The 12,532-nt window shown below is 64.7% G+C and carries 8 protein-coding genes and 1 pseudogene; 2 read left to right on the plus strand and 7 right to left on the minus strand.

The annotated features are described in order from the left end of the window. Positions 1-59: 59 nt before the first annotated feature. The 7 genes and pseudogenes from infB to QCE73_RS08245 all read right to left on the minus strand — a co-directional run bounded on the left by infB (position 60) and on the right by QCE73_RS08245 (position 10,989). Positions 60-3,044 (minus strand): translation initiation factor IF-2, encoded by a 2,985-nt coding sequence (gene infB / locus QCE73_RS08215; RefSeq protein ID WP_309880623.1) that lies wholly within the window; start codon positions 3,042-3,044, stop codon positions 60-62. A gap of 93 nt (positions 3,045-3,137) precedes the next feature. Further along, on the minus strand, positions 3,138-4,613 hold the full coding sequence (gene nusA / locus QCE73_RS08220; protein WP_035501118.1) for a transcription termination factor NusA: 1,476 nt from the start codon (positions 4,611-4,613) through the stop codon (positions 3,138-3,140). Next, positions 4,610-5,068: a ribosome maturation factor RimP gene (gene rimP / locus QCE73_RS08225; protein ID WP_035501172.1), complete on the minus strand. Its 459-nt coding sequence runs from the start codon at positions 5,066-5,068 to the stop codon at positions 4,610-4,612. Before rimP ends, nusA begins: the two co-directional genes overlap by 4 nt. Positions 5,069-5,443: 375 nt before the next feature. Next, positions 5,444-7,351, minus strand: coding sequence for a 23S rRNA pseudouridine(2605) synthase RluB (gene rluB / locus QCE73_RS08230; protein ID WP_309880626.1), 1,908 nt, complete (start codon positions 7,349-7,351; stop codon positions 5,444-5,446). Positions 7,352-7,864: 513 nt separating this feature from the next. Continuing rightward, positions 7,865-8,444 (minus strand): annotated as a pseudogene (gene scpB / locus QCE73_RS08235) (SMC-Scp complex subunit ScpB); the annotation flags it as partial. A 332-nt stretch (positions 8,445-8,776) separates the two neighbouring features. Continuing rightward, positions 8,777-10,012 (minus strand): pyridoxal phosphate-dependent aminotransferase, encoded by a 1,236-nt coding sequence (locus tag QCE73_RS08240; RefSeq protein WP_309880628.1) that lies wholly within the window; start codon positions 10,010-10,012, stop codon positions 8,777-8,779. Between the two features lie 74 nt (positions 10,013-10,086). After that, entirely contained in the window at positions 10,087-10,989 is a 903-nt protein-coding gene (locus QCE73_RS08245) for a LysR family transcriptional regulator (protein ID WP_187605043.1), read from the minus strand. A 430-nt stretch (positions 10,990-11,419) separates the two neighbouring features. Between QCE73_RS08245 and QCE73_RS08250 the strand changes: the two genes are divergently transcribed. Together QCE73_RS08250 and QCE73_RS08255 are read left to right on the plus strand one after the other, a co-directional pair. Then, positions 11,420-11,821, plus strand: a complete 402-nt coding sequence (locus QCE73_RS08250) for a transposase (RefSeq protein ID WP_008349224.1) — start codon at positions 11,420-11,422, stop codon at positions 11,819-11,821. A 253-nt stretch (positions 11,822-12,074) separates the two neighbouring features. Next, positions 12,075-12,332, plus strand: a complete 258-nt coding sequence (locus QCE73_RS08255) for a hypothetical protein (RefSeq protein ID WP_035501122.1) — start codon at positions 12,075-12,077, stop codon at positions 12,330-12,332. The last annotated feature ends 200 nt before the right edge of the window (positions 12,333-12,532 follow it).

Genomic DNA, 12,532 nt, shown 5'->3' on the forward strand with positions numbered 1-12,532 from the left:
GCAAAAAGGGCGGAGCGAGCCGCCAGGCTCACCCCGCCCTTTTATCGGCGGCTAGCGCATTACAGTGTGCGAGCCACTTCCGTCACTTCGAAGACTTCGAACTGGTCGCCTTCCACGATGTCGCTGAAGTTCTTGATCGACATACCGCACTCGAAGCCTTGACGCACTTCCTTGACGTCGTCCTTGAAGCGCTTGAGCGAATCGAGCTCGCCGGTATGGATCACGACGTTGTTGCGGATCACGCGCACCGACGAGGAACGCTTGACGACGCCGTCCGTGACCATACAACCCGCGATCAGACCGACCTTCGGCACGCGAATGACCTGGCGCACCTCGACCATACCCGTCACCGTCTCGCGCTTCTCCGGCGCGAGCATGCCGGACATCGCCGCCTTCACTTCATCCACTGCGTCGTAGATGATGTTGTAGTAGCGGATGTCGATGCCGTTCGACTCGGCCAGCTTGCGGGCTTGCGCATCCGCGCGCGTGTTGAAGCCGATGATGACCGCCTTCGACGCCGTCGCCAGGTTGACGTCCGATTCGCTGATCGCGCCGACCGCGCTGTGCACGATCTGCACACGCACTTCGTTGGTCGAGAGCTTCTGCAGCGACTGAACCAGCGCTTCCTGCGAACCCTGCACGTCCGCCTTGACGATGAGCGGCAGGTTCTGCACTTCGCCTTCGCCCATCTGCTCGAGCATGTTTTCGAGCTTGGCCGCCTGCTGCTTTGCCAGCTTGACGTCGCGGAACTTGCCTTGACGGAACAGCGCGATTTCGCGCGCCTTGCGCTCGTCCGGCAACACGATGACTTCCTCGCCCGCCGCCGGCACTTCCGACAGACCCTGAATTTCCACCGGGATCGACGGACCTGCCGTTTTCGTCGGCTTGCCGGTTTCGTCCAGCATCGCACGCACGCGGCCGTAGGCGCTGCCCGCGAGAACCACGTCGCCGCGATTCAGCGTGCCCGACTGCACCAGAATGGTCGCGACCGGGCCCTTGCCCTTGTCGAGCTTGGCTTCGATCACGAGGCCCTTCGCGGCTGCCTCGACCGGTGCGGTCAGTTCCAGCACCTCGGCTTGCAGCGACACGTTTTCCAGCAGATCGTCGATGCCGCGGCCGGTCTTCGCCGACACCTCGATGAACGGCGAATCGCCGCCGTACTCTTCCGGCACCACGCCTTCCGCGACGAGTTCCTGCTTCACGCGGTCGGGGTTGGCTTCCGGCTTGTCGATCTTGTTGATCGCGACGACGATCGGCACGCCGCCCGCCTTCGCGTGGGCGATCGCTTCCTTCGTCTGCGGCATCACGCCGTCATCCGCTGCAACCACCAGAATGACGATGTCGGTTGCCTTCGCACCGCGCGCACGCATGGCCGTGAAGGCCTCGTGACCCGGCGTATCGAGGAAGGTGATGACGCCGCGCGGCGTTTCGACGTGATATGCGCCGATATGCTGCGTGATGCCGCCCGCTTCGCCCGCCGCCACTTTCGCGCGACGGATGTAGTCCAGCAGCGAGGTCTTGCCGTGGTCGACGTGACCCATGACGGTGACGACCGGCGGACGCGGCAGCTTCTCTGCCGTGTCTTCGGTGGCTTCGCCTTCGACGAGCAGCGCTTCCGGATCGTCCAGCTTCGCCGCGACCGCGCGATGGCCCAGTTCCTCGACGACGATCATCGCCGTTTCCTGGTCCAGCACCTGGTTGATCGTGACCATCTGGCCGAGCTTCATCATCACCTTGATGACTTCCGAAGCCTTCACCGACATCTTGTGCGCGAGGTCGGCCACCGAGATGGTTTCCGGCACATGCACTTCACGGATGATCGGCTCGGTCGGCGCCTGGAACGTGGTCTGATCCTGATGCTTGCCGCGACCCTTCGGACCGCCGCGCCAGCCGCGATCGACGCCGCCGCTCGAATCGCCACGGGTCTTCATGCCACGGCGCTTCGATGCGTCGTCCTGCTGCCAGCCGCCCTTGCCAGCCTTCTTCTTGTCGCCGGCGCCTGCCGGAGCCGTCGATGCGGGCGCCGTCGTGCCAGGCGCAGCCGGCTTCTTCGCCGCTGCGGGACGTGCCGCCTGCGCGCCTTCCGGTCGCGCGGGCTTGTGCAGCGTGCCCTTCGCTTCGGCGGCCTTCGCCGCTTCCACCGGCTTCGGTGCAGGCGCGGGTTCCGGCGCCTTCACCTGCGCCTTGCGCGGAGTGTTCATCATTTCGCGGATGGCACGCGCTTCGGCTTCCGCCGCCGCACGACGCTTCGCGATGGCTTCCTGCTCCAGACGCGCCTTGTCTGCCTTTGCCTTCGCGTCTTCTTCCGCCTTCTTCGCGGCTTCACGCTGAGCAGCACGCTCGCTCGCGGCCTTCTCTTCCGCTGCCTTTTCGGCGGCTTCGCGCTGAGCGGTATCGTCCTGCTTCGGTTCCGGCTTGGCTTCGACCGCCGGTTGCGTACGCGCTTCCTGACGCGCGGACTGCGCCGCACGCGAGATTTCCGCAGCCTGGGCCGCAGCCGCCGCACGGCGCGCTGCTTCCTCTTCCTGCTTCTTGCGCTCGGCTTCCGCCGCTTCCTCGCGGGCGCGGCGCTCAGCTTCCTCGCGTTCGAGCTTCGCCTGTTGCTCCTTCAGCTCGCGCTCTTCGCGCTCGAGCTGCTCGGCGGCGTGACGCGCTTCTTCCTCGCGGCGCTGCAGTTCGGCCTCGTCGACTTCCGGGTCTTCGACGTGATTCGGCGACGCCTCGGCCTGCTCGAGACCGGGTTCGTCACGCTTCACGAAAACACGCTTCTTGCGCACCTCGACCTGAATGGTGCGAGCTTTACCCGTTGCGTCGGATTGTTTGATTTCCGACGTATGCCGGCGGGTCAAAGTGATCTTGCGCTTGTCGGCGTCGGCGGAACCGTGCGACTTGCGCAAATGATCGAGCAGACGCGCCTTGTCCGTTTCAGACAGGTCGTCATTCGCGCTCGCTTTCTGGACGCCAGCCGCCTGCAACTGCTCGAGCAGGACGCCCGCAGGCATTTTGAGTTCCGCGGCAAATTGGGCTACGTTGTTACTCGCCATTCATTCCTCTTGATGCAAGGACAGATCCTTGCGGTTAGATCGGGGTCACGCGGCCAAACAGGCCGCCAAATATCAGTGCGCCATGGTCATTTCTCACTGGAACCAGTGTTCACGTGCTTTCATGATCAACGCCTTAGCGGCATCCTCTTCCATACCGGTCATTTCGACCAGTTCATCGACTGCCAGCTCCGCGAGGTCGTCGCGGGTCTGAATCTGGTGCTCCGCGAGCTTGGCAAGCAGCTCGTTGTCCATGCCGTCGAGACTCTTCAGCTCGAGCGCGACGCCTTCCACTTTCTCTTCGTTGGCGATCGCCATCGTAAGCAGCGCGTCGCGTGAGCGGTTGCGCAGCTCGTGCACGGTGTCTTCGTCAAAGGCTTCGATTTCGAGCATTTCGTTGAGCGGCACGTAGGCGATTTCTTCGAGGCTCGTGAAGCCTTCGTCGATCAGGATGTCGGCGACTTCCTCGTCCACATCCAGACGCGCCATGAACAGGTCGCGCAACTTGCCACGCTCTTCGTTCTGCTTCAACGCCGACTCGTCCGGCGTCATGATATTGATTTGCCAGCCGGTGAGTTCGCTCGCGAGTCTCACGTTCTGGCCGGCGCGGCCGATGGCGACGGCGAGCTCGTTTTCGTCCACGACGACGTCCATCGAGTGCTTTTCTTCATCGACGACGATCGACTGAACGGCTGCCGGCGCGAGGGCGCCGATAACGAACTGCGCGGGATCTTCCGACCATAGCACGATGTCGACGTTCTCGCCACCGAGCTCGTTGCGCACGGCCTGCACGCGCGAACCGCGGATGCCGACGCACGTGCCGATCGGGTCGATGCGCTTGTCGTAGGCGATCACCCCGATTTTCGCACGCACGCCGGGATCGCGCGCGGCCGCCTTGATTTCCAGCAGGCCCTGCTCGATTTCCGGCACTTCCAGTTCGAAGAGCTTCATCAGAAACTCGGGCGCGGTGCGCGAGAGCTCGATCTGCGGACCACGCGCGGTGCGGTCGACCTTCGCGATATACGCGCGCACGCGGTCGCCCACGCGCAGATTTTCCTTCGGGATCAACTGGTCGCGGCGCAACAGCGCTTCGACACGGCCCGACTCGACGATGAAATTGCCCTTGTCCAGGCGCTTCACCGAGCCGGTCATGATCTTTTCGCCGCGTTCGAGGAAGTCGTTCAGGATCTGCTCGCGCTCGGCGTCGCGCACCTTCTGCAGGATGACCTGCTTGGCGGCCTGCGCACCGATACGGCCGAACTCGATCGACGGAATCGGCTCCTCGATGAAGTCGTCCACCTCTGCGTCGGGCTTCTGTTCCTTCGCTTCGAACAGCAGGATTTCCTGATCCGGCTCTTGCAGGCCGGCCTCGTCCGGCACGACGCGCCAGCGGCGGAAGGTTTCATGCTCGCCGCTCTCACGGTCGATGGCGACGCGGATATCCACGTCTTCCTCGAAGAGCTTCTTCGTTGCGGAAGCAAGCGCAGCTTCCAGCGCTGCGTACACGACGTCCTTGTTGACGTTCTTTTCGCGTGCCAGCGCATCCGCCAGCATCAATACTTCGCGACTCATTGTTTGCGGCTCCTAAAATCAACCTTGGGGACGAGACGTGCCTTATCGAGGTCCGCGAGCGTGAAATCGAGCATCGCGGCGCCGTCCTTCCCTTCAAATTCCAATCCGATCGTGTCGCCGTCAGGGGCGTGCAAGATGCCACGGAACGATTTGCGCCCGTCCAGCGGCTTTTTCAACGTGATGGAGACTTCGCTCCCCGCGAAGCGCTCGAAATCCGCCAGTTTTTTGAGCGGGCGGTCGAGCCCCGGCGACGACACCTCGAGCCGGTCGTAATCGATGTTCTCGACTTCGAGCAAGTATTGGAGCTGGCGCGTGACCTTCTCGCAGTCTTCGATGGCGATACCAGCCGGCTGGTCGATATATATACGCAGCATGCCGCCTCCCGAACGCTCGAGATCGACAAGCTCGTAGCCAAGGCCCGAGACCGTGGTTTCTATCAATTCCGTCAGTTGCACAGTAACTCCAAGGTGTTTCGCGCGCTCCACGCAAAAACACCTGCGAGCGAGCGCCTTCATGCGGGCGCGCACCCCTGCTCCCGAGATGCCGAACCGAATAGCCAAAAAAAAATGGGCGCAACGCCCATCATCTTCAACCGAGGTCGCACCCGGGCAGCGAAAAAACTACGTGCCCAGCGACTTCATGATTTTAGCCATTTTTCAGGATAAACGCAAACGTAACGCGCGCTTTCAGCCCTGTTGAGCCCAATTTCACGTCGATTCATCTTCGTCATCCCGAAGAGTAAAGCGCATGTTTTCGCCATCGGAAACAGGTGCGGTCATCGCACCCGATTCCCGATGATGCTTTTGCATTTCTTTGCGCTTTTACGGTGCTCAGCGGCCGCGCGAGCGATTGCGTGCGCCCCGGCCGGCGCCGCCGCCGCCCGGCTTGCCCTGCGACGGACCCTGCTGCGCGCCGCCCTGGCGATTGCCACGCGGCGCATTGCCGCCCGCGGCGCGCTTGCCAGCGCCGCTGCCGCCCATGCCCGGCGCGCCGCCTTGCGGACGAGCGCCGCGCGGACCCGGCCGGCCACCGCCACCGTTGGCCCGATTACCGTTCGGTTCGTTGCCCGTGCGGTTGCCGTTGGCTTCGCGTCCGCCGCGACGGCCCATGCCGCCGGCGTTGCCCGTCCCCGTGTTGGAGCCGAATCCGCCGCCCATGCCGCCGAGCCCGAAACCGCCGGCCACGCCACCCGGCTGACCGCGCCGTCCGCCGCGACCCGGCGTCTGCTGCTGGGTCATGCGCGAGTGCGAGCTCAGCACCGGTTCACGCGTGATGAAGCCCATCGACGTCTGCATCGGATCGGGTTGCACGCGCGGCGCCGCACTGCGTCCGCCCTTCTCGGCCGTCGGCAGCTTCAGGCCGACCGACTCCAGCAGACTGCGCACCTGGTTGTCTTCGAGTTCTTCCCAGCGACCGCGCTTCAGGCCGCGCGGGAGCGCGATCGGACCGTGCCGCGTACGGATCAGGCGGCTCACCATCAGACCCGCGGCTTCGAACATGCGGCGCACTTCGCGATTGCGGCCTTCGGCCAGCGCGACGTGATACCAGTGATTCGTGCCTTCGCCGCCACCGTCCTGAATGCGCAGGAAGTTGGCGGGACCGTCGTCGAGTTCGACGCCCTTCAGGAGCTTCTGCTTCATCCCCTCCGACAACTGGCCGACCACGCGCACCGCATATTCACGCTCGACGCTGTAGCGCGGATGCATGAAGCGGTTCGCCAGATCGCCCGACGTCGTGAGCAGCAGCAGGCCTTCCGTGTTGAAGTCGAGACGGCCGACCGCGAGCCATTTGGCGGTTTTCATCGACGGCAGCTTGTCGAACACGGAAGGACGACCTTCCGGGTCCGCGTGGCTGACGATCTCGCCCGTCGGCTTGTGATAGAGCAGGATACGCGGCGGCTTGCTCGCGAGCTTGCGCTTGAGCGGCTTGCCGTTGATGCGCACCTGATCGCTCGGCATGATGCGCTGGCCGATATGCGCGGGCTCGCCGTTCACCGACACGCGGCCGGCGATGATCAATTCTTCCATGTCGCGACGCGAGCCCATGCCCGCGTCGGCGAGCACCTTGTGCAGCTTCGGTGCATCGTCGTCCGGTTCCAGCACGCGCTTTTGCTGCGGGGCGTTGCGGCCGCGTCGCAGCATCGGGGCGCGCACGCCGCCCGAGCCGTTATCGGCGTCGAAGGCCGGCGAGGTCACGTAGGCGAAGACGTCGTCGACGGCGGCAGCGGCCGCGCTCTCGACCGTCGCGGGCCCCGAATCATTGGCGTTGCGCTTGCCGCCGCGCTTTTGCTGCGGCGGGTTCTTGCGCCGTCCGCCTTCACGCGGCGCGGATGCCTCGGCCTGCACGACGGGTTCGTCCGCCGCTTCGGCACTGGCCTCGCCAGCATCGGCGCGCGCGTTTTTGCGGCCGCGCGGACTTGCGCCTTCGCTCTTGCGCGGATTTGCGCTCGGGTCCTTGCGCGGACTGCGCACCTGCGCGGCGACGACGCCATCGGGCGGCGTCTCGTTCACGGCGGCCGGCGCGCCTTCGGCGTCCTTGGTCTTCGCGACAGCGCGACGCCGTGCGATCAGGCTGCGCGGCCCGCGGCGCAGTCCGCGGCGCGGCCGGTCTTCGCCCTCGCCGCCTTCATCGGCGCGATCGGCGCGCGTGCGTTCGCCGGCGTCGGCCGACTCGGATGCGTCCGCGGCATGCGCCGGGCGCGCGGATTCAGGCGAATCGCTGTCGTGGGAGTGTGTCAAAACAACCTCAAATGTCGAATCGCGCGCCCGTCGCGGGCGCGTCTAAAAATCCGCTGATCGTTCCGGCTGGTCGTCTCGAGATGATCTTTATGGAGAGCCGGGTTGTGAGATCAGGGGCGTTGCAATTGCGTCAGGCGCGGCGCGCCGTCGGTTCTTCGGAGTCGTCGTCCAGTTCTGCGTCGTTCGATGGACTTGCGTCTCTTTCCTCTTCACGCGGCGTCGACACGGGTGCGTCGTGCGTGGTGCTCAGCGACTGCGCGTGAATCCCGGGCGGCAATGCGACGCGCTCGTTCAGCGCGTCCGCTTGCTTCGTTCCGGGTGTTTCCTGCTGTTCTTCTGCCTGGTCCTGCTCTGCCGGGACATCGGCCGCGCTCTCATCGCCACCGGATGTCTCGGCTTCGACGGTCTCAGCCGACTGCGCCGCTTCAACGGGGTTGACCGGCGCGGCTGCATCGTGTTCCCCGCTATTCGTCGCTTCGGCCGCGCCGTGCGCCTGAGCGCTCGCCGGCTGCGCGTCCCCGGCGATGCTGTCCGGGAATTCGATCGAATGCTGCGCGAGCAGCGATGCCTCGAGTTGCGCCGCCGGATTGTCCAGCGCGGGCAATTCGTCGAGCGCGGTCAGACCGAGATCGTCGAGAAACTGCTTGGTCGTCGCGTACAGCGCCGGGCGGCCCGGCACATCGCGATGACCGATTACCTCGATCCAGCCACGGTCTTCCAGCTGCTTCACGACTTGCGTGTTCACCGTCACGCCGCGAATCTCTTCGATATCGCCCCGCGTAACCGGCTGCCGATACGCAATGATTGCCAGCGTTTCGAGTACTGCCCGTGAATACCTCGGTGGCTTTTCGGGGTGCAGCCGATCGAGATAGGCCCGCATCGCCGGCTTGCTCTGAAAACGCCAGCCCGAGGCGAGCGCCACGAGTTCGACACCGCGTCCCGACCAGTCGGCCTTGAGCGCTTCGAGCAACGTGCGAACGGTATCCGCCGAAATGTCGTCGGCGAACAGCTTGCGCAATTCATTCAGCCTCAGCGGTTCCTGCGCGCAAATCAAGGCAGTCTCGAGGACGATCTTCGCCTCTTGGGTATTCATGCAGCTTGGGTCAACCCTGTATGGTCAATGATTCAATTCAAAATCGGGCTTGCGCAGGACCGAACGCCACCAAACTGGTGCGAACGATAAAGCTGGACGCGGAGTTTCAAGACGCGCTCGCCCGATTGTAATCGGTCATATTGATTGGGAGCACGCACCGGGGAGAGGCGATATTGGGCGATCGGTGAGCGAATCGCCGGGCCATCCCAGCCGGACGAGGTGGCGCTTTCATAGGCGAAAGCGCGTGACTGAGCGCCATATTACGCAAAAACAACCGGGGCGTAAAGGTGAACGCTTCAACCTCGACCCGACTCACTCGACGCCGGCACGACTCAGGCGACGGCCCGCGCCGCCAGGAAACGCTGCAGGCGCTCTACGCCCGCGTCGAGCCGCGCGGGACCGCACGCGTAGCACCAGCGCACGAAACCCTCGCCTTCCGGGCCGAACGCACTCCCCGGCGCGAGCCCGAGACCGGCTTCGCGCACGAGCGATTTGCACAGTTCGAGACTGCTCCCCGCGCCCGGCAGCGAGAAGAACAGATACATCGCGCCGTCGGGCGCGCGGACGTCGACGCCTTCGATCGTCTGCAAGGCTTTCACCAGATGATCGCGGCTCGCGCGCAAATCGGCGACGAGCGTCTGCGTGAAGCGCTCGCCCTCTTCCACCGCGACGACGCCCGCCTGCTGCACGAACGACGGCGCGCACGAGGTGTTGTATTCCACGAGCTTGCCGAGGTCGTCCATCAACTGAGTCGGCGCAACGATCCAGCCGAGCCGCCAGCCAGTCATCAGCCATGCCTTCGAAAACGAATTCACCGCGATCACACGCTCGTCGCGCGCGGCGAGATCGAGAAAGGAAGGTGCGACGGACACGCCGTCACCGTAATGCAGACGTTCGTAGACTTCGTCCGCGACAATCCAGATGCCGTGACGGCGGCAATGTTCCAGCACGATGCGTTGATCTTCGCGCGTCATCGTCCAGCCGGTCGGGTTGTTCGGCGAGTTGATCATCAGCATGCGCGTGTCCGGCGTGAGCGCCGCGAGCAGACGGTCGAGATCGAGCGTCCAGCCGCGCGCGTCATAAGTCAGCGAGACCGTGTCGACGCTTGCGCCGAGGATCTTCGGAATCTCGACGAGATTCGGCCAGAGCGGCGTCACCGCGACGACCCGGTCGCCCGCTCCGACGACGAGTTGCGCCGCGAGCATCAGCGCATTCACGCCGGCGCTCGTGACGGCGATGTGCGCGGGCGTCGTCGCGCCGTGCAGCGCGCTCACGTAGCGACTGAGCGACTCACGCAAGGGCGCGATGCCGAGATTGTGCGTGTAGAAGGTGGCGCCGTCGGCAAGCGCGCGGCTCGCGGCGTCGCGAATGAACTGCGGCGTCACGCGGTCCGATTCGCCGAACCAGAACGGAAGCACGTCGGGTACGCCGAAGCCCGCGTTCGCGACCTCGCGGATCTGCGACGGCCTCAAGGCCCGCACCGCGTCGCGGGCATTCGGCGCACCGGATCCGTGCACGCCAGCCAGCTGGCTCAGTTCGCTGATCACCGCTCCTTCCGACTCACTCATCGCTCGCCCCGTCGTCTTGTCTTAAAAAAGGAAGTCTAACGCGTGTCCCGTGTTTTCCCAGTCGGCCGAACGGCCTAGGCGAGGTCTTCCGCACGCCTCGGCAACGAAGCAATCAGCGACCAGACCGACTCCGCCGCCGGCGACAGCGAACGGTCGCGCCGGCGCACGAGCTCCACGGTCCGCTCGGCGCGCGGCTCGAGCGGCAATGCCACGAGCGACGAGTCCGCCGGCAGCGGCAGCGCCAGCCACGGCAAGACGCTTACGCCGACGCCCGCCTCCACGAGTCCGAACACGGTCGCCGAGTGGCCGAGTTCCTGCACGACCTGCGCTTCGACGCCGTGCTCGTGCATCACGGCATCGATGATGGGCCGGCTCCCGGATGCGTAGTCGAGCATGACGAGCCGCTCGCCGGCGAGCGCTGCCCACGGCACCGCGGCCTCGCGCCCGAGCCGATGGTCGCGCCGCGCGACGAGACAGAACGAATCGGTCATCACGGGCTCGCCATGCAGGTCGTCGGAGGAAAACGGCCCGATGACCACGCCGAAATCGACCTCACCGGACTTGACCTTGCGCAGGACATCGGACTGGACGTCATCGCGCAGACTCAGCGTGATCAGCGGAAACTGACGCAGGCACGTCGCGAGCACGCGCGGCATCAGCCGGCACGCGACGGTCGGGCTCGCCGCGACGATCACGCGCCCGCGACGCTGCTCACCGAGATCGCGCACCTCGCGCAACGCTTCGTCGAGATCCGCCAGAAGACGCGACACGGTGCCGACGAGGTTCGCGCCGACATCGGTCAGCAGCACCTCGCGCGTGGTCCGGTCGATCAGCTTGAGGCCGATCTCCCCTTCCAGTTCGCGCACGCAGCGGCTGACCGCCGACTGAGTCAGTCCGATCTCGTCGCCCGCTCGGCTGAAGCTGCGCAGTCTCGATACTTCGATGAAGACGCGCAGCTGCCGCAAGGTCACATTCAATGGCGCAGTCATTCAAAATGCTCATTAATTAGCCTGTTTCATGCGAAATTATAACGGCCTATTGGTGTGATTTCATGCGCGAACGTACGTTTCGCTGCGGTGCAGCAAATTGCCGAAACGCACGCTGGATGGGCCTATTGCACTTGATTGGTGATTGTCCCGATTTCTTAATCAGTCTGTTTCGGGTCTGATACGGGCCATGCTGACATCGCGTCAGCCTACTGCCATGCGGGTTTCCCGGATTTCGCGACATGCATGGCACGGTTCTCGCATTTCATTGCGCACAGAGGTCGGGGCCATACGCGGTTGTATTGAAACAGTCGTCCGCCGCAACCGCTCCGGCCTCCTTCCCAGGTATTCGTTTTTCGAATTCCGCCCAGAGTGCGCGGCGCGGGGCAGCGCACCGGGGTTAGCTTCGCTGAGGTGAAATATGGTGCTGTTCGACGATTTGAGAGATAACGAGTGGGCGCTGGTCGAGGCGTTGTTCTGTTCCGAGCCGGCGCGTAGCGAACGGCGTGGACGTCCGCGCGTCGAAGCGCGAGCCGTGGTCAACGCGGTTTTGTGGGTGCTATCGACGGGCGAAGGCTGGTCGAAGTTGCCCGGACGCTATCCGTCCCCGCCGACCTGCCGCCGCCGCTTCGATGAATGGCAGGCGGACGGTACGCTGGCCGAAATCGTGAAGCGCCTTTCGAGCAACGGCCGCGAAGTGTCGTTGCGCGGGCGCATCGGTTCGAGCGCCGCGAAACCGCCGGCGCCGCCGAGTCGCGATCGTCTGCGCGGCGCGTTCTGGACGAACCCGGAATCGTGGCGCGCTCCGGCGAAGATGGCCTGAGCGGATTCGCTTCTCTTCGAGGCCGGCAGCGCCGGCTTCAGCAGACGTTTTGCCTCTCGCGCAGGCTCTGGCCTGCGCGAATTCCAGTCCCTTCTTAATTCGTCGCGCCGACGCCACAGTCGGCGCGGGCCAGCCGTACGGCCTGAGCCCCCGACGAAACAACTCTTTACCATTCCTTACAGCGCTACGGCGTATCACAGCATAGCTTGGTGAATGATCGAACAGGCCCCACGAAGGCTTCGAGGATTTCACCATGAAGGCATCGACTCTGCTCGTGCATGGCGCGTTCGTCGCGCTGACGAGCACTGCGGCGATGAGCCAGGCCCAGCCCCCGCCGCCTGCATCCGATTTCCACGTGACTACGAAGGCCTCGATGGCTGCGTCGCAGAACGCCGGCCGGAGTCGCGACGCCGCGCCACCCGCGCCGCGTGGCGATCTGCGGGGCGACATCGCAAGTAACGCGCGCCCGCGCCCGGATTCGGAACGCGATCCGCACTTGCAGCATCGTTGAATTCGCTGCAGGACGATGCGCGCTTGATGGAACCACTTCGGCGCGCGCCAGTCACACCCCATGCCATGAACAGCGCGTGGCAACAGTGATATCCGGTCTGCCCGTGTCGTTCGCGATACGGGCACTTTTTTGGCTGAGCGTAGATTGCAGGCCGATTGTCGGCTTTTTCGTTTGACGACAACCCGCCCTCGACCCGTCTG

Source organism: Caballeronia sp. LZ029 (assembly GCF_031451275.1).
Lineage (GTDB): Bacteria > Pseudomonadota > Gammaproteobacteria > Burkholderiales > Burkholderiaceae > Caballeronia > Caballeronia jiangsuensis.

What these genes read in the sequence shown, in the direction of transcription:
- nusA (WP_035501118.1), bottom strand. Translation starts at nt 4,613, where the DNA reads ATGAGTCGCGAAGTATTGATGCTGGCGGATGCGCTGGCACGCGAAAAG.
- QCE73_RS08255 (WP_035501122.1), top strand. Translation starts at nt 12,075, where the DNA reads ATGAAGGCATCGACTCTGCTCGTGCATGGCGCGTTCGTCGCGCTGACG.
- infB (WP_309880623.1), bottom strand. Translation starts at nt 3,044, where the DNA reads ATGGCGAGTAACAACGTAGCCCAATTTGCCGCGGAACTCAAAATGCCT.
- QCE73_RS08250 (WP_008349224.1), top strand. Translation starts at nt 11,420, where the DNA reads ATGGTGCTGTTCGACGATTTGAGAGATAACGAGTGGGCGCTGGTCGAG.
- QCE73_RS08240 (WP_309880628.1), bottom strand. Translation starts at nt 10,012, where the DNA reads ATGAGTGAGTCGGAAGGAGCGGTGATCAGCGAACTGAGCCAGCTGGCT.